This is a genomic window from Cypionkella sp. (assembly GCF_034376685.1).
Classification (GTDB): Bacteria; Pseudomonadota; Alphaproteobacteria; order Rhodobacterales; family Rhodobacteraceae; genus Cypionkella.
The window spans coordinates 1-17,059 of sequence record NZ_JAXMJJ010000087.1 but is presented as its reverse complement, the minus strand read 5'-3'; the positions used below and the strand labels follow the sequence as shown (position 1 = coordinate 17,059).

The following is a 17,059-nucleotide window of genomic DNA, read 5'->3' as shown; positions in this document are numbered from 1 at the left end:
CCAGCATCCGCTGCACCGACTGATGCCGCGCAGCCAGACGGGCGGCGTCTTCGGTGGCTTGCGATAGCACGCCTTCGCGGTCGGTCAGCACAGCCGAAGCCTCGCGCGCCACGTCTGACGCCTCGGTCAAGCGATCCTCGTGGCCTTCATGGGCACGCAACAGCTGCTCGATTTCCCAGTCCAGCCGCGCAATCGTCTCACCGGCATCGCGGTTCAGGCTGGATTCGCGTTCGGTATCGCGGTCAAGCTCGGTGATCCGCCCGCGCAGGGTTTCGATCATCGCGCGGGCGCGGGCCTCTTGGTCGCCCAACTGGTCGCGCTGCACCATCAGCCGTTGCAGGATGGCGGCGGCAATAGCCTCTTCCTCACGCAGCGGCGGCAGCGCATCTTCGGCGGCTTCGCGCTGCTTGGCGGCCAGACGTGCCGCGGCTTCGGCTTGCGCGGCAAGCGTCAGGCGTTGCCGCAAAAGACCATCAGCCTCGGCGCGGGCGAGTTCAGCTTCACGCCAGCGGCGATACAAAAGCTGGCCTTCCGCCCGGCGCAGTTCCTCGCCAATCTCGCGATAGCGCGCCGCCTGCTTGGCCTGCCGGGTCAGCTGCGAGAGCTGCTGCGCCATCGATTCCAGCACATCATCGACCCGCAAAAGGTTGGTTTCCGCCCCGGACAGCTTCAGCTCAGCCTCGTGCCTGCGCGCATAAAGCCCCGAGATTCCAGCAGCTTCTTCCAAAATCCGCCGCCGGGCTTTCGGTTTGGCATTGATCAGTTCGGAAATCTGCCCTTGCCGCACCAGGGCGGGCGAATGCGACCCGGTCGAGGCATCGGCAAACAGCATCTGCACATCGCGGGCGCGCAGCTCTTTGGCGTTCAGCTTGTAGGCCGAGCCTGCATCGCGGGTGATCCGCCGGGTGATTTCAATGGTGTCGGCATCGTTGAACCCCGAGGGCGCAAGACGGTCGGAGTTGTCCAGCACCAGCGCGACTTCGGCGAAGTGCCGCGCCCCTCGGGTAGCGGCACCGTTGAAGATCACGTCCTCCATGCCGCCGCCGCGCATCGCCGAGGGGCGGTTTTCCCCCATCACCCAGCGCATCGCTTCCAGAAGATTGGATTTGCCACAGCCGTTCGGGCCGACCACCCCGGTCAGCCCGTCATGGATGACCAGATCGGTCGGGTCCACGAAGCTTTTGAAGCCATTCAACCGCAGCTTGGTAAAGCGCAAAGGCGTTTGTCCTGATTCCGTTGGAGGGGCAGTTTCGGGCCGGGCCCGCTGCGTGTCAACTTATGACCGCAGGATATGGCGCGGCTTGAGCGTTTATCCCCAAGATATTGAGGGGATTTTGGGCTGAGAAGGAGGTGCCTCCGGCGGGAATATTTCAAAAAGAGCAAATCGGGGACATTGACCGATGCCGGAAGCGCGCGGATAATTACAGGGAAGGAGCCTGAAATGACCCCGCCCTATTCCGGCCATTGCCTTTGCGGTGCCACCCGCTTTTGCTGCACCGCCGCGCCGTTGTGGCAAAGCCATTGCCATTGCGAAAGCTGCAGGCGGGCCTGTTCCTCGGCCTTCACCTCGTTCTTTGGCGTCGCACATGGCGCTTGGGCATGGACCGGGGCCGCGCCTGCCAGCTATGCCTCGTCACCGGGAGTATGGCGGGATTTCTGCGCAAAATGTGGCTCACAAATGGCGTATCGGTCTGATCGCTATCCGGGCGAGATCCACTTTTATGCGGCATTGCTGGAGGATCCGTCGATCTATGCCGCCGAGAGCCATGTGCATACCGATGAGATGCTGCCATGGCTGCATCTGACCGATGGATTGCCGCGCACATGATCCCCTACCGCGCGACAGCACCCTGCGATTGGGCCGCCATCCTGCGCCTGATCCAGACCGAATTTGCCTATATGGAGGGCCGGATTGATCCGCCGTCGTCAATGCAGCGGCTGACCGAAGCCGACATCGCCGCCAAGGCCGAAAGCGGTGAGGTGTGGCTGGTGGGCAGCCCCCCCATCGCCTGCATGTTCCTGACCGTGCAAGCGGAATCGCTTTATCTGGGCAAGCTGGCGGTCAGTGTCGGCCAGCGTGGCAAAGGGTTGGCGCGGACGCTGGTTGATGTGGCCGAGGCCCGCGCCAAGGCTTTGGGGCTGGCGGCGGTGGAATTGGAAACCCGCGCGGAACTGGTGGAAAACCACGCCACCTTTCGCGCTTTGGGCTTTGTGGAAACCGGGCGCAGTGCACATCCTGGCTATACTCAGCCGACCTCGATCAGCTTCCGCAAAGCGGTTCAGGCCAGATAGGCGCGAAAAGCCTGCACGACTTCCTGATAAACCTTGTGCTTGAACGGCACGATTGAAGCGACCATCTCATCCGCGCCAATCCAGCGCCAGTGTGAGAATTCGGGGTGGTCAGTGGCGATATTGACCTGCGCATCAGTCCCGATGAACCGGAACAAAAACCACTTTTGGCGCTGGCCGCGATACTTGCCGCCCCAGACCTTTCCCAACAATTCGGGCGGCAGATCATAGGTCACCCAATGATGGGTCTTGGCGACAAACTCCACCAGATCAGCGGTCACGCCGGTTTCTTCCCACAGCTCGCGCAGCGCCGCCGCACGCGGCTTTTCGTCCTCGTCAATCCCGCCCTGCGGCATTTGCCAGGCGGGCACCGGGTTATCCAGGCGCTGACCAGCAAAGATCAGGCCTTCGGCGTTGATCAGCACAACACCGACACAGGGGCGATAAGGCAGGCTTTCAGGATCGACGGTCATACAGGCCTCGGGCTGGAAAGCCGCGCCAGATTTCTCTGGCACGGCAAAAGGTTACGGTGTGGGCGCGACAGCGTTCAACCCGCGCAGGATATCCACCGCATAGGCCAGCTGATAATCCTCATCGCGCAGCTTGGCGGCTTCTTCGGTGCGCGCCCGATCTTGCTCCATCTGCTTTTTCTCATCTTCGGTCATCGAGTCATTGGTGATCGCCCCGCGCAGCGACGCTTCGGTGCGCTGTTTGGCCTGATCCTCGGCTGCCTTCGTCTCGGTGCCTTCTGCCGCCGGATCGACCACAGGCTGGTTCACCACGATATCCGGCATCACCCCCAGAGACTGGATCGAGCGCCCCGACGGCGTGTAATAGCGCGCCGTGGTCAGTCGCATCGCGCCTTCGCCCTTCAGCGGGATCAGCGTCTGCACCGAACCTTTTCCGAAGCTTTTCGTCCCCACTACAATCGCGCGGCGGTGATCCTGCAACGCCCCTGCGACGATCTCGGATGCCGAAGCCGAACCGCCATTGATCAATACCACAATCGGCTTGCCCTCGGCCAGATCGCCCGGCGTTGCATTCTCGCGTGAGCTGTCTTCGGCATTGCGGCCACGGGTCGAGACGATCTCACCTTCGTTCAGGAACGCATCCGAGGTCAGAATCGCCTGTTTCAGCAAACCACCGGGGTTGTTGCGCAGATCAACCACGAAGCCGTTGATCTTGTCCATGCCGCCCGCCTCTTCGGCCAGCTTCTTGATGCCGTCCTGAATGCCCGGATAAGTCTGATCGTTGAACGACGACACCCGCATCACGCCGATATTGCCAACCAGCCGCGACTTCACCGCAGCCACCTTGATGGTGTCGCGGATGATCGAGACATCGAACGGTTCCGCCACGCCTTCGCGCACCACATTGATCACGATTTCCGAGCCAATCGGGCCGCGCATCTTGTCCACCGCTTCATCCAGCGTCAGACCCTGCACGTTCTCGCCATCGACCATGGTGATGAAATCGCCCGGCTTGATGCCCGCCTTGTCGGCAGGCGTGCCATCCATCGGCGAGACGACCTTGATATAGCCCTCTTCCATCGTCACTTCGATGCCCAAACCGCCGAACTCGCCGCGGGTCTGGGTGTTCATGTCGTCAAAGGATTTCGCATCCAGATAGCCGGAATGCGGATCAAGCGAGGTCAACATGCCGTTGATCGCCGCCTCAACCAGCTTCTTGCTGTCAACATCCTCGACATATTGCGCGCGGATGCGTTCAAAAATATCGCCAAACAGATCCAGCTGCTCATAGACCGAGGCGTTTTTCGTCGCATCCTGCGCAATCAGCGGGCCAGCCAGCTGCGTCGTCAGAACGCCGCCTGCAATCGAGCCGCACAGCGCTGCGATAATCATCTTCTTCATAAGCTGGTCCTATTCCCCTGCTTTGGCTGTTGCCGCGAACCACGCCGTCGGGTCCACTGGTTCAGAGCCTTGCCTCAATTCCAAGTAAAGCGTTTCCGTCTCGCGTCCACCACTGTCTTCTCGCAAAGGCGTCAACAGATCGCCACTTCCCGCCGCTGTTCCGCCCATCAGGCCCAGCGCCGCGCCCTTTGCAATCACTTCGCCAACCTCGCCATACACCTGATCGAGCCCGCCCAGAACCATAAGATAGCCACCACCGGGCTCAATAATCATCACGTTTCCGTAGTCGAGCAAAGGACCGCGGTAGCGGATCGTCGCAGCCCAGGGGCTGGTGACAAGCGCGGCAGGCCGGGTCGCCAGTGTCATTCCGGGCCGGGTGACCCCCCGCACATCGGTTTCACCGGGTTTCAAAAGCATGGTGCCCAGTGCGGGCAGATCGAGTTTGCCCTGCTGCTCGGCAAAGCTGGCATTGCCGGTATCATCCAGCGCCAGACCGCCCGCGAAGGCTTCCAGCGTGTCCGCCGATTCCAGCAGGCCCTTCAGCACCTCGGGGTCTTCGGTAAAGCGCTTCGGCAAGGTGGTGCGATCCGACATGGCTTGGCTCAGCTCGGACCGCGCGGTTTGCGCAGCAGCCAGCCCGCGCCCCAGAATCTCACCCGCCTCTTGCTGCAAGCGGCGCAGATAAGACAGTTCCTGCAACTGGCTTTTCAAAGCATTCACTTCCGCCTGCAACGCCGGGGTCACATCGGCCAACATCATGCCCGAGCGCACCGTCCCCAAAGGCCCTGTCGGGTGCAGCAGCAACAAAGGCCCCGGCTCGGCCTCAATGCGGGAAAGCACGCCCAACAGCTGCGCGATCCGGTCGCGCTTGGTCTGAAATTGCAACGTCAACTGGGTTTCGCGCAGCTCTGCCTGCCGCAAGGCTTCGCGCAGCGCCGCAAGCCCCTCTTCATAGGCCTTGATGGTTTGCGTCAGAGCCGCCACCCGATCCTTCGCGCCCTCGGCCTCTTGCAGCGCCGTCACGGCCGCCTGCAATTCGGCACTCGCCTCAGCCGCATCTTCCGCCACGCCAGATGCCCCCGCCGAGGCGGTCAGCATGACCAGCAAGGCGGCGAGACGGATCATGCCAGCAGAAGGCTCCGCCCGGTCATCTCGGGCGGTTGCGGCAGCCCCATCAGCGCCAGCACCGTCGGGGCCAGATCTCCCAGCCGCCCGCCATCGCGCAGCACCGCCCCCGCAGGCCCACCCACTAATACCACCGGCACCGGATTGACGGTGTGCGAGGTGTGCGGCCCACCCGTCACCGGATCAATCATCATCTCGCAGTTACCATGATCAGCGGTGACGATCATCGCACCGCCCTTGGCTTCCAGCGCCACCAGCGCACGGCCCAAGCCCAGATCAACCGCCTCACAGGCCTTGATCGCCGCCGTCAGACTGCCGGTATGGCCAACCATATCGGGGTTGGCGAAATTGACGACGATCAGATCATAGCCCTTCTCGATCGCCATCACGAGGTTATCCGCCACCTCAACCGACGACATTTCCGGCTGCAGATCATAGGTCGCCACTTTCGGCGATTTCGGCATCGCGCGGTCTTCGCCCTCAAACGGCACCTCACGCCCGCCGTTCAGAAAGAACGTGACATGGGGGTATTTCTCGGTCTCGGCAAGTCGGAATTGCGTCAGGCCCTGCTTGGCGACCCACTCGCCCAAAGTGTTGGAAATGCTGCGCTTGGGGTAAGCCGTTGCCATGTATTCGTTGTGATCAGTGGAATATTCCACCATCCCCAGCATCGCCGCCCATTCAGGCCGATCCCCGGTGGCAAAGCCCGCAAAGCCGGGAGCCGCCAGCGCCCCCAAAATCTCGCGCGAACGGTCCGAGCGGAAGTTCAGGCAGAACACCCCGTCGCCATCAATCGCGCCCTGATAGTCGCCGATCACTGTGGGCGCGATGAATTCATCCATCTCACCCTTGGCATAAGACTGCGCCACCGCCTGTGCGGGCGTCTCGGCATGTTCGCCATTCGCCATCACCATCGCATCATAGGCGCGCTGCACCCGCTCCCAGCGATTGTCGCGGTCCATCGCCCAATAGCGCCCGATCACCGTGGCAACCTTCGCCCCTGCGGGCAGTTGCACCATCAGCATGTCGATGAATTCTGCCGCAGACGATGGCGAAACATCCCGCCCATCCGTAACCGCGTGCAACGCCACCGGCACACCCAAAGCCGTGATCGTCCGACACGCTGCAATCACATGGGTGATATGGCCATGCACCCCGCCATCCGACACCATCCCGATCAGATGCGCCGTGCCGCCGCTCGCCTTCAACTTGCCGACAAATTCCAGCAGCGAAGGATTGGTGGCAAACGTGCCATCCTCCACCGCCAGATCAATCGCGCCCAGATCCATCGCCACCACCCGCCCCGCGCCGATATTGGTGTGCCCGACCTCGGAATTCCCCATCTGCCCAGTCGGCAACCCCACATCCGGCCCATAGGTGATCAAGGTCGAGTGCGGACAGGTCGCCCAAATCCGGTTGAAGTTCGGCACATTGGCCTGCGCAGGCGCGCTAGAGGTCGGATCGGCATTGATCCCCCAGCCATCCAGAATGCACAGAACAACGGGTTTGCGGGACATGAAGCGACCTTTCCAATGCGTCAAACGCTTCTAGCGCTGGGATTGGCGTAGAGCAACGGTTGCGCCGTTAAAGATCGTCAACGACAGGGATGGTGGTTCCTTCGCCAAGCCGTGCCTTTCTTGGCGACAACGCACAAAACTCTGGATCAGTCTCATAAATATAGCGAATACCGGCAAGGATGGGATCGCGTCGCGAGGGCTGCAACACGCAGTAAGCAGCGCCAAGCGGTTCCCAGCGAAAATTGATCCAACCTCGACGATCCCCTTCTCGCATCGCGTTCAACAGCAAAATCGCTGTGCAACCCGCAAAACCCGGCGCGCTTGCGACATGCGCGGTCAGTTCGACAACTTCGGATGGAAACCAGTAGTGGTCTGGCCCCATTATACCATCATGAAGCGCAATCACCTCGCGCAATGCCGCCAGATGCGGTGCCGCATCGCGCCCATGCTCTGCCTGTGCCACGGCTTCCAATTCATCGCGCCGCATTGACCGCACAATCTGCAACAAATGCTCGGCAATTTCGTTGGTTTGTCGGGTCTGACAATCTGCATCGGCTGGCGGTGTCGCCAAGGGGATAGCGCCCAATTCGACCGCCCGACGCAACCCATTCGCCGCCGCCGCCCGCAAAGTCGCAGGCCATCCCCACAAACGTTTGCAGGCTTCATCCCAAACCTCTGCCAACAATCTCGACACTTGCCGCCGCTGCAACACATCCGCCAGCAGGACCACCACGGCCAGATCAAAGCCCTCGGCTTGGCTGATCGCAATCGCCTCCAACCCGTCCAGCAACGGCAGAGTCTCGTCGCGCTGAAACCGGAAGCCATCATCGCGCAGCCGCGCAAATGCCTCACCCGCCTCGCGCAGCGTCATCCCTGACGCCTCGGCAACAGCAGCCAAATGCTGCGCCAGCAAAGGTTTCACATGATGAACAAGGTCGCTGACCGCCTGCATGACGCGAAAACTGTCGCTCATCCCCGCCCCCTCAAGCCCGATGATACGGCCCGCCGCCCAGAATCGTCGCAGCCCGATACAACTGCTCCGCCAGCATCACCCGTACCAGCATATGCGGCCACACCATGCGCCCGAAGCTCAAGGAAAACCCCGCCTTTGCCCGCAGGCTGGGGTCAATGCCATCCGCGCCGCCGATCACAAAGGCCACATCCTGCCGCCCGCCATCACGCCAGCCTGCCAGCATCTCGGCAAACTCCGGTGACGACAAAACCCGTCCGCGCTCATCCAAAGTCGCGATCAATGCGCCGCTGGGAATAGCCCGCTCCAGCAAAACCGCTTCCGCCGCCATGCCAAGGTTCTTCTTGTCCTCAACCTCAAGCTCCGCCACCGGGCCAAGCCCCAAAGGCCGCCCGGTGCGGTCCAGCCGCGTGTAATAGTCATCCACCAGATCGCGCTCGGGGCCTGCCCTCAGCCGCCCCACCGCACATACATGCAGCCGCAAGACTTACGCCCCGCGATGCGCGCTGCCCGGAAGCCACATCTTTTCAAGATCATAGAACTCGCGCACTTCGGGGCGGAAGACGTGGACGATGACATCGCCCGCATCAATCAGCACCCAATCGCCGGTTTCTTTGCCTTCCATCTTGGCCGACAAATGGAACTGCTCTTTCAAGCGATCCGCCAGCTTTTCGGAAATCGAGCCAACCTGCCGCGATGAGCGACCCGAGCAGATCACCATGTAATCGGCCACATCCGAGCGGCCGCGCAGATCAATCTGCACGATGTCTTCGGCTTTATCGTCATCGACCGAGGCCAGCACGGAGGCCAGCAGATCTTCGGCGGTGTAATCTTCAGACGCGCGGGTGGCGCGCGGGCCAACCGGAAGGCCGGTGGCGGGATCAGAATGCGACAGGACAACGTCCTCCAAATAGCGCGCCGATGCGGCCCCGGCACAGGGCTGAAGCCAGCCTATCATTGCAGGGCAACAATCTCAACGGCGGGCGAAGGCGCGCGTCTATCCTGCAAAGCGTGGCTTCGCAAGGGCATGGCTTGCCTTTAGGACAGCAGCATTGACCAAAAAACGAGCACAAAGCCATGCGCCCACCGCATGGCGGCAATACTTTCCGCATAGCTACACATTCACGCTGCAATGCAGCATATTATGGCAGGGAGGGAACAACGGAGTAAACACCATGAATAAGTTTCTTAAACTGCTGCCGCGTCGCAAAACCCGCCATGAAGCAGAACTTGAATACCTGAACGGCGCTGTCAGCATCTATGATCTGGAATGCCGTGAGCGCGAAATCGAACGCGGACGTTTCAACACCTACTAATATCGGCTTTTCTTGCAACAAGCACATCCGATGCGAGGCGATCCGGCCTCGCCCAGATCAGGCGGCGCAGTCCGGGACATTGGCCTTCTCGGTCAGTATAAAGGTCCGCGTCTTGCCTTCGATCTTTGCGCCGTCCCGATTCAACAGCCCCAAAACCACAGGACCTGCTTTTTGCAGCTGATCGCGCTGTCGGCAAAGTTTGACCAAAGGATTAAAGCCGTAGGATTTTTCTGCGGTTTCATCGACCCGCGCCGCGTCAGTCTTAGCCATCCGCCGCTCCAGCCGAGGCATCTGCTTGGCTGGCACCGTAAGGATATAGTGCAGGCCACCATCTTTCAGCACGCTTTTAACAACGATCTCCAGCCGGAACTTCTCGGACGCCAAGTGAGCGCCACCACAGTTACAGGCACCCACCCTCAGACTATGCCCCTCGGACTGAAGCGCCACGCCGTTGGGCAAATCTAAAAACAAAGTGCCGGTGTTCGTTTCGCCAACCAGTGGCCCCGCCAGCACCGTTCCGGTCAGCGCCACCAGCGCAAGGCGCATCCAAGCTCGCATTTCCACCTCTTTCTCATCGGCCCCCACCCCGGCGGCAGTTGCATTTCACGCAAAGAGGGCGTAATTCCCTTGGCCATGCAAGGGTTCATTTATCTCAATATCACCGATCATGCACGGCTTCCGGCCCGCTTTTTCGGCATGACCCGCAATATCCTCGCCCGACTTTAAAGCTGGGTCACCGCCCGCGCGGGCGCTCCGCGTCTTCCATACCATTCCAAGCCCCCGGCCTAAACCGCCACAGCCAAGGACCAGAGCCATGACCGCTCGGACTCTCTACGACAAAATCTGGGACGATCACGTCGTCCACCAAGCCGATGACGGCACCTGCCTTTTGTATATCGACCGCCATCTGGTGCATGAAGTGACCAGCCCGCAAGCCTTTGAAGGCCTGCGGATGACCGGTCGCAAAGTGCGCGCGCCGGAAAAAACCATTGCCGTGCCGGACCATAACGTGCCGACCACGCTTGATCGCGCCAATGCCGCGACGATGACCGAAGACAGCCGCATTCAGGTGGCGGCTTTGGACCAGAACGCCAAGGATTTTGGCATCCACTACTACCCGGTGTCGGATGTCCGCCAAGGCATTGTGCATATCGTCGGCCCCGAGCAAGGCTGGACCCTGCCCGGCATGACCGTTGTCTGTGGTGACAGCCACACCGCGACTCACGGCGCGTTCGGCTCGCTGGCGCATGGCATCGGCACTTCGGAAGTTGAACATGTGCTGGCCACCCAAACGCTGATCCAGCGCAAGGCCAAGAACTTCAAGGTCGAAATCACCGGCAGCTTGCGCCCCGGCGTCACCGCCAAAGATATCACCATGGCAGTGATCGGTGAGACCGGCACTGGCGGCGGCACCGGCTATGTCATTGAATATTGTGGCCAAGCCATCCGCGAATTGTCGATGGAAGGCCGCATGACGGTCTGCAACATGGCGATCGAAGGCGGCGCGCGCGCTGGTCTGATCGCCCCGGATGAGAAAACCTACGCCTATTGCATGGGCCGCCCGCACGCGCCGAAAGGTGCCGCATGGGAGGCTGCGGTGGCCTATTGGAAAACGCTTTACACCGATGAAGGCGCGTTTTTCGACAAGGTGGTGACGATCAAAGGCGAAGATATTGCGCCGCTGGTCACTTGGGGCACCTCGCCCGAAGACGTTCTGCCGATCACCGCAGTCGTGCCCTCGCCGTCCGATTTCACCGGCGGCAAGGTCGAAGCCGTGCAGCGCGCTTTGGACTATATGGGCCTCGTTCCCGGCCAAAAGCTGAGCGATATCAAGATCGACACCGTGTTCATCGGCTCTTGCACCAATGGCCGGATCGAAGACCTGCGCGCTGCGGCGGCGATCCTGAAGGGCAAGAAGAAGAAAGACGGCATCCGCGCGATGGTCGTTCCCGGCTCGGGCCTTGTGCGTGCGCAGGCGGAAGCCGAAGGTCTGGCGCAGATTTTCATCGACGCGGGCTTTGAATGGCGTCTGGCGGGCTGTTCGATGTGCCTCGCGATGAACCCCGATCAACTGGCTCCGGGTGAACGTTGCGCTGCCACCTCAAACCGCAACTTTGAAGGCCGTCAGGGCCGCGGAGGCCGCACCCACCTGCTCTCCCCCGGCATGGCCGCCGCCGCCGCAATCACCGGTCATCTGACCGATGTGCGCGAGATGATGACTGAGACGGTTTAAGGAGCTGTAAAGATGGATAAATTCACCACCCTCACCGGGATCGCGGCACCGATGCCCTTGGTCAATATCGACACCGATATGATCATCCCCAAACAGTTCCTGAAAACCATCAAGCGCTCGGGCCTTGGGGTCAATCTGTTCGATGAGATGCGTTACAATCTCGACGGCAGCGAGATCGCCGATTTCGTGCTGAACCAGCCCGCCTATCGGAAATCCGAGATCATCGTGGCGGGCGACAACTTCGGTTGCGGCTCGTCGCGCGAACATGCGCCTTGGGCCTTGCTCGACTTCGGCATCCGCTGTGTGATCGCCACCTCTTTCGCTGACATCTTCTACAACAACTGTTTCAAGAACGGCATCCTGCCGATCGTGATGCCGCAGGACGTGGTCGATGTACTGATGGCTGACGCGAAAAAAGGCGCCAACGCCCGGCAGACGGTTGATCTGATCGCCCAAACCGTCACCACCTCGGATGGTCAGGTGTTCGCGTTTGACGTCGACAGCCACCGCAAGCACTGCTTGATCAATGGGTTGGACGATATCGGCCTGACGCTGGAAAAAGCCTCGGCCATTGATTCTTTTGAGAAAAAGAACGCCGCCCTGCATCCTTGGGCCTGAAGCCACACAAACCACTATATCTAGGGCCACCCTGCGGGGTGGCCTTTTTGTTACCGTAAGTTTGATTCAATCCTGCAACACCTTGAACACGGAATTGCCACAGTCCTTGACGATCATTAACCCAGCGGTTGCAGTACAGACTGAAAGAAGGCAAGAATTGGGCAAGATTGAGGCAACCCGCCTTAAAGTGCGGGATATCTTCGGGATCCTTGCCTGGCAAAACTCCAGACGAGACCGATTGAAGGGTGGCAGGGCAGTGGTTTCGCGGCTAACAGGCGCGATTGTGCGCATGGTTTTGGTGATGGTGCTGGTTGCCTCGCCCTCCGTGCTTTTGATCGACGTGACAGCAGATGCCAAACAGATGGTGGCGCTTGTGGCGCTGTTCGCTGGGCTTTTGACCTTTGTGGAATACAACGCCACCTATCCCAGCCTTGTTGAATTCCGCGATGCCCCGCCGTTCAACCGCGTGCGGTTCCTCATGCTGCTGGCCACCGTCGTTTCTTTGTCGATGATCGCGCGCGGCGACATCATGCCCTCCACGCTGACCGATTTCTTTGCTGCCGTGGGCACATTAATCGGGATCTCGATGGATTTCCCCTATAGCCCGGTGCGGCTGGCCACCCTGATGGTTGCCGACGATTCGACCGCCGAGCAGGTCGCCGCTGTGCGCACCGCCGCCGGGATGGCGTATCTGATCTCACTGATTTCGCTCTCTATTTTTGTCATTCTCTTGAAGGCAGGCCGCTGGCCCTCCCGCAGGCGCGCCTTCAATGTCTGGGTCAATCTGCCCACCTTCGACCCCACCGCCGGGGCAGATGTGGTCACACGGCTGACGCGGGATGCCCGCATTAACATTGCGTTAGGGTTTTTGCTGCCATTCTTGATCCCAGCGGTGGTGAAGATTGCGTCGACCGGGTTTGAACCGCTGACGCTGTCGTCGCCACAAACCTTAATCTGGACGATGACGGCATGGGCCTTCCTTCCCGCCAGCTTGTTCATGCGCGGCATTGCGATGGGTCGCGTCGCCGACATGATTACCGAAACCCGCGCGGCGAATATGCCGGGCGGCGGTGGCAAGCGCTATATGCATGCCTGATCTGGCTGTGGGCTTGGCCCGCTTTGGCCGATCTGCGCGTCGCCACCTATAACATCGACCTTTGGGCCAAGGGCCCCGGCCTTGCACTGCAAGCCTTGAAGCGCGGTGACAACCCCGCGCAACTGGCCGCGATTCAGGTGATCGCAAGCCTTGATGCCGATGTGCTGGTGCTGACCGGTATCGACTACGATCTGCACGGCGAAACCCTTGCGGCACTGGAAAAGCGGCTGGCTGAGGCTGGCGCACCCTATCCTTACCGCCTGCCATTGCGCCCGAATACCGGCATTGCCACTGGGCTTGATCTGGACGGCAACGGCATTCTGGGAGAGCCGCGCGATGCCCAAGCCTATGGCCGCTGGGCGGGTGAAGGCGGCATGGCCGTGCTGTCGCGCCTTCCGATTGAGCCTGAAAACATTCGCGATTTCAGTGGGTTCCTATGGGTCGATCTGCCCGGAAATCTGATGCTGCCCGACACGCCGCCAAGCCAGCTTCTCTCCACCACCGGTGCATATGAGGTGCCGGTCAAGCTGCCCGATGGCAAAACCCTGCGCTTGCTGGCCTACTACGCCAGCCCCCCGGTCTTCGATGGGCCAGAAGACCGCAATGGCCGGCGCAACCATGATGAGACCGCGTTCTGGTTGCACCTTTTGGCGGGCGACCTGCCGTTCAAACCGCCCGAGCCGCCGTTTGTGATCTTGGGCCAAAGCAACCTCGACCCCGCCGATGGCGCGGGCCGCAAGCAGGCGGTCACGGCGCTGTTGCACCATGCCGCGCTGCAAGACCCACGCCCGCGCGGCGGGTCCACCCGGCATGATCCCGGCCAGACCGGTGATCCGGCGCTGGATACCGCGCTCTACCCCAAGATCGGCGGGTTGCGGGTGGAGATTGTTCTGCCCTCAAAAGATCTGCAGATCACAGCCTCGGGCGTGGTCTGGCCGCCAGATACCGACCCCACCGCCGCCACCCTGACAACCGCCTCACGCCATCGCCCGCTCTGGGTTGACCTTGCGCCCTAGCCCCGCCCAGCGCAGTTGCGCCGCCGCCACCTCGGCCAATCCGGTGGTCTGGAACTGAGGCAACACGGCTTGCATCGTCGCGCCATCCAGACGATGCGGCAGCTCATAGAGATAGCGCATCTCACGCATTTCCCGCGCCAGTTCCCAGAACGGTGCCGCCAAACCCAACAGCCACCATGGAAATTTCGAGATCCGAAACACCTGCCCACTCTGCTGCTGAAAGCTGTCTGACAGCTCTTGCATGCTGAACGTCAGCCCCGCAAACGGAATGTCGGCAAAACGCGGCAAGGTGCTGCGAACCTCGGCCAAAGCCACCGCCGCCCGTGCCATATCCGGCAGATAGGCATAGGCGCGCGGCACATCCGCCCCGCCAAACGCCATGATCTTGCCCTTTGCCAACCCGCGCAACGCCATCCCCATGCCCTGCGTCTTTCCAGCCGCATCGATGAAGTCGCCACCGCGCAGCAGGATCACCGGCACACCACTGGCGCGATACTCCGCCTCCATCTGCACCCGCACCGCCCCCTTGCGCGTGTTGGGCTTTTGCGGCGTCGAGGGCCCCCACGGCCTTGGCTGGTTGCCGTAATTATACACACTCGCTGGCACGATCAGCGTGGCCCCGCTGGCCCGCGCCGCCGCAATCGCCTGCGCGGTGATCGCGGGCACCAAACGCTGCCAATCGTGATACATCGGCGGGTTCATCGCGTTGACGATCACATCCGCCCCCTGCGCCGCTTGCGCCATATCGGTGCCGCGCTGATAGCGCCGCACCTCCCAGCCCGCCGCCGCAAACGCTTTTGCCGCATGGGAACCAAACAGCCCCGACGTCCCTGCCACCAAAACCACTGCCATGATCCGTCTCCTTATGTTGCAGAATGAAATTAGCAGCAGCCATCCATTCATAACATTGGCACCCATCGCAGATGTGCTATTCATATCTGCATGGATCATCTTGACTGGACCCTCACTCGTTCCTTCCTCGCCGTGGCAGAAACCGGCTCGCTTTCGGCAGCTGCTCGGCAGTTAAACCTCAGCCAACCGACTTTAGGCCGCCACATTGCAGATCTGGAGGCCGCTTTCGGCCTACCCCTGTTCACCCGCCAACCGCGCGGACTGGCCCCCACGGCCGAGGCCACAGCCCTGATCCCGCACGCCCGCACTATGCGCGACGCGGCGGCGAAACTGGCGCTGGCGGTGGCTGGCCGCGACACCAGCCTGCACGGCCCGGTCCGCATCACTGCCAGCCGCATCGTCTCGCAGTATCATTTGCCCCCGATTCTAGCCGAACTGCGCCGCGAAGAACCCGGCATCGAGATCGAACTTTCCCCCACCGATGCCTCGGATAACCTGCTGTTCCGCGAGGCCGATATCGCGCTGCGGATGTATCGCCCGACGCAACCCGATCTGATCACCGCCCATCTCTGCGACATCCCGATGGCGATCTACGCCGCGCACAGCTACCTCGCCCATAGGCCCGATCCGATCACCCCGGAAACCATCCTGAACCATGATTTCGTAGGCTTCGACCGTTCCGACCTGATGCTGCGGATGATGGCGGCGCAAGGGTTTCAGGCCCGGCGCGAGGATTTCCCGACCCGCTGCGATGACCAAATCGTCTATTGGGCGCTGGTGCGCGCGGGCCTCGGCCTCGGCGGGATGCAGACCATCATCGGCGATGCCGACCCCACCGTCACCCGCACCGCTGCCTTCCTGCATCTGCAACCCCTGCCGATCTGGCTGACCGCGCCCGAGGCTTTGCGCCACACCCCCCGCATTCGCCGGGTGTTTGATGCACTTGCCGCCCATTTTCGGGCGCTAAACCTTGACCCTGCCCCCCCCATTGGCTAGGCCACCCGCAACCCTTCAAACCTGGAGCCTATGATGGCAAATCCCTCCCTGCTTATCCTCGCCGGCGACGGCATCGGTCCTGAAGTCATGGCCGAGGTCAAGAAACTGATCAGCTGGTTTGACACCAAAGGCATCGTGACCTTTGACGTGTCCGAAGGCTTGGTCGGCGGCTGCTCCTACGACGCCCACGGCACGCCGTTGACCGATGAAACCATGGCCCGCGCGCAGGAAGCCGATGCGGTTTTGCTGGGCGCCGTTGGTGGCCCGAAATACGACAAACTCGATTTCAGCGTGAAACCCGAGCGTGGTCTTTTGCGCCTGCGCAAAGAGATGGACCTGTTCTCGAACCTGCGCCCCGCCCAGTGCTTTGACGCGCTTGCCGATTTCTCGTCGCTGAAGCGCGAAGTTGTCGCGGGCCTTGATATCGTCATCGTGCGCGAGCTGACCTCGGGCGTCTATTTCGGCGAACCGCGCGGCATCTTCATGGAAGGCAATGAGCGCGTCGGCATCAACACCCAGCGCTATACCGAATCCGAGATCGCCCGTGTTGCCCGCTCCGCCTTTGAATTGGCCCGCAAGCGCAGCAACAAGCTCTGCTCGATGGAGAAGGCCAATGTGATGGAATCCGGCATCCTGTGGCGCGATGTGGTGCAGGAAATCCATGACAAGGAATATCCCGACGTGGCGCTGACCCATATGTATGCCGACAATGGCGCGATGCAGCTTTGCCGTTGGCCGAAGCAGTTCGACGTCATCGTCACCGACAACTTGTTCGGCGATGTGCTGTCGGACATGGCCGCGATGCTGACCGGATCCTTGGGCATGCTGCCCTCGGCCAGCCTTGGTCTGCCGCAAGCCAATGGCCGCCCGAAAGCGCTTTATGAGCCCGTGCACGGTTCCGCTCCCGACATCACCGGGCAGGGCAAAGCCAACCCGATCGCCTGTATCCTGTCGTTCGCGATGGCGCTGCGCTATTCTTTCGACATGGGCGCAGAAGCCACCCGCGTCGAAAAAGCTGTCGAGAAAGTCCTCGCCGATGGCGTCCGCACCGCCGATCTGATGGGCCCCGAAGGCGGCTCGCCGGTCAGCACCACCCAGATGGGCGATGCGATCATCGCCGCGATGGAAGCCAGCCTGTAACACCCTGCCGTGGGGGGGGG

Annotated in this window: 19 protein-coding genes; 9 read left to right on the top strand and 10 right to left on the bottom strand. The window is 61.4% G+C overall.

The features are described from left to right. Window positions 1-1,216, bottom strand: a 1,216-nt coding sequence (locus tag U1A24_RS16845; protein WP_322323145.1) for an AAA family ATPase, incomplete at its 3' end; no start/stop codon positions are given. Between the two features lie 225 nt (window positions 1,217-1,441). Between U1A24_RS16845 and U1A24_RS16840 the strand changes: the two genes are divergently transcribed. Together U1A24_RS16840 and U1A24_RS16835 are read left to right on the top strand one after the other, a co-directional pair. Next, a complete protein-coding gene (locus U1A24_RS16840; RefSeq protein WP_322323144.1) occupies window positions 1,442-1,828 on the top strand; it encodes a GFA family protein in 387 nt (128 codons plus the stop codon). Further along, window positions 1,825-2,292 (top strand): GNAT family N-acetyltransferase, encoded by a 468-nt coding sequence (locus U1A24_RS16835; protein WP_322323143.1) that lies wholly within the window; start codon window positions 1,825-1,827, stop codon window positions 2,290-2,292. The genes U1A24_RS16840 and U1A24_RS16835 overlap by 4 nt, the downstream gene beginning before the upstream one ends. Here the strand turns inward: U1A24_RS16835 and U1A24_RS16830 are convergent. The 7 genes from U1A24_RS16830 to rsfS form a co-directional block, all read right to left on the bottom strand. Beyond that, window positions 2,280-2,762, bottom strand: coding sequence for an RNA pyrophosphohydrolase (locus U1A24_RS16830; protein WP_322323147.1), 483 nt, complete (start codon window positions 2,760-2,762; stop codon window positions 2,280-2,282). The two genes, U1A24_RS16835 and U1A24_RS16830, sit on opposite strands and share 13 nt — an antisense overlap. A gap of 51 nt (window positions 2,763-2,813) precedes the next feature. Further along, a complete protein-coding gene (locus U1A24_RS16825) occupies window positions 2,814-4,160 on the bottom strand; it encodes a S41 family peptidase (RefSeq protein WP_322323142.1) in 1,347 nt (448 codons plus the stop codon). A 9-nt stretch (window positions 4,161-4,169) separates the two neighbouring features. Beyond that, window positions 4,170-5,285 carry a murein hydrolase activator EnvC family protein gene (locus U1A24_RS16820; protein WP_322323141.1) on the bottom strand — a complete coding sequence of 372 codons (1,116 nt, stop codon included), beginning with the start codon at window positions 5,283-5,285 and terminating at the stop codon, window positions 4,170-4,172. Continuing rightward, window positions 5,282-6,802 carry a 2,3-bisphosphoglycerate-independent phosphoglycerate mutase gene (gene gpmI / locus U1A24_RS16815; protein ID WP_322323140.1) on the bottom strand — a complete coding sequence of 507 codons (1,521 nt, stop codon included), beginning with the start codon at window positions 6,800-6,802 and terminating at the stop codon, window positions 5,282-5,284. The genes U1A24_RS16820 and gpmI overlap by 4 nt, the downstream gene beginning before the upstream one ends. A gap of 67 nt (window positions 6,803-6,869) precedes the next feature. Further along, complete coding sequence (locus tag U1A24_RS16810) at window positions 6,870-7,775, bottom strand: hypothetical protein (protein ID WP_322323139.1); 906 nt, start codon at window positions 7,773-7,775, stop codon at window positions 6,870-6,872. A gap of 10 nt (window positions 7,776-7,785) precedes the next feature. Next, on the bottom strand, window positions 7,786-8,256 hold the full coding sequence (gene rlmH, locus U1A24_RS16805) for a 23S rRNA (pseudouridine(1915)-N(3))-methyltransferase RlmH (protein ID WP_322323138.1): 471 nt from the start codon (window positions 8,254-8,256) through the stop codon (window positions 7,786-7,788). A gap of 3 nt (window positions 8,257-8,259) precedes the next feature. Then, window positions 8,260-8,730 (bottom strand): ribosome silencing factor, encoded by a 471-nt coding sequence (gene rsfS / locus U1A24_RS16800; RefSeq protein ID WP_322323137.1) that lies wholly within the window; start codon window positions 8,728-8,730, stop codon window positions 8,260-8,262. A gap of 217 nt (window positions 8,731-8,947) precedes the next feature. Between rsfS and U1A24_RS16795 the strand changes: the two genes are divergently transcribed. Then, a complete protein-coding gene (locus tag U1A24_RS16795) occupies window positions 8,948-9,088 on the top strand; it encodes a hypothetical protein (RefSeq protein ID WP_322323136.1) in 141 nt (46 codons plus the stop codon). 57 nt (window positions 9,089-9,145) lie between these two features. Here the strand turns inward: U1A24_RS16795 and U1A24_RS16790 are convergent, their stop codons facing one another. Further along, window positions 9,146-9,619 (bottom strand): hypothetical protein, encoded by a 474-nt coding sequence (locus tag U1A24_RS16790; RefSeq protein ID WP_322323135.1) that lies wholly within the window; start codon window positions 9,617-9,619, stop codon window positions 9,146-9,148. A 283-nt stretch (window positions 9,620-9,902) separates the two neighbouring features. Here U1A24_RS16790 and leuC point away from each other — a divergent pair, with 283 nt between their 5' ends. From leuC to U1A24_RS16770, 4 genes are all read left to right on the top strand, one after another. After that, on the top strand, window positions 9,903-11,321 hold the full coding sequence (gene leuC, locus U1A24_RS16785; protein WP_322323134.1) for a 3-isopropylmalate dehydratase large subunit: 1,419 nt from the start codon (window positions 9,903-9,905) through the stop codon (window positions 11,319-11,321). A 12-nt stretch (window positions 11,322-11,333) separates the two neighbouring features. After that, on the top strand, window positions 11,334-11,939 hold the full coding sequence (gene leuD / locus U1A24_RS16780) for a 3-isopropylmalate dehydratase small subunit (RefSeq protein ID WP_322323133.1): 606 nt from the start codon (window positions 11,334-11,336) through the stop codon (window positions 11,937-11,939). A gap of 289 nt (window positions 11,940-12,228) precedes the next feature. Then, entirely contained in the window at window positions 12,229-13,035 is an 807-nt protein-coding gene (locus tag U1A24_RS16775; protein ID WP_322323132.1) for a hypothetical protein, read from the top strand. Window positions 13,036-13,088: 53 nt separating this feature from the next. Then, window positions 13,089-14,051 (top strand): endonuclease/exonuclease/phosphatase family protein, encoded by a 963-nt coding sequence (locus U1A24_RS16770; RefSeq protein ID WP_322323146.1) that lies wholly within the window; start codon window positions 13,089-13,091, stop codon window positions 14,049-14,051. On the opposite strand, the gene U1A24_RS16765 is transcribed toward U1A24_RS16770, so the two are convergent. After that, the gene (locus U1A24_RS16765) at window positions 14,013-14,903 is read right to left on the bottom strand and encodes an epimerase (protein WP_322323131.1); all 891 of its coding nucleotides are present in this window, start codon (window positions 14,901-14,903) and stop codon (window positions 14,013-14,015) included. The genes U1A24_RS16770 and U1A24_RS16765 overlap by 39 nt on opposite strands. Window positions 14,904-14,993: 90 nt before the next feature. Between U1A24_RS16765 and U1A24_RS16760 the strand changes: the two genes are divergently transcribed. Both U1A24_RS16760 and leuB read left to right on the top strand, forming a co-directional pair. Beyond that, window positions 14,994-15,899, top strand: coding sequence for a LysR family transcriptional regulator (locus U1A24_RS16760; RefSeq protein ID WP_322323130.1), 906 nt, complete (start codon window positions 14,994-14,996; stop codon window positions 15,897-15,899). A 33-nt stretch (window positions 15,900-15,932) separates the two neighbouring features. After that, window positions 15,933-17,039 (top strand): 3-isopropylmalate dehydrogenase, encoded by a 1,107-nt coding sequence (gene leuB, locus U1A24_RS16755; RefSeq protein WP_322323129.1) that lies wholly within the window; start codon window positions 15,933-15,935, stop codon window positions 17,037-17,039. Window positions 17,040-17,059: the final 20 nt, after the last annotated feature.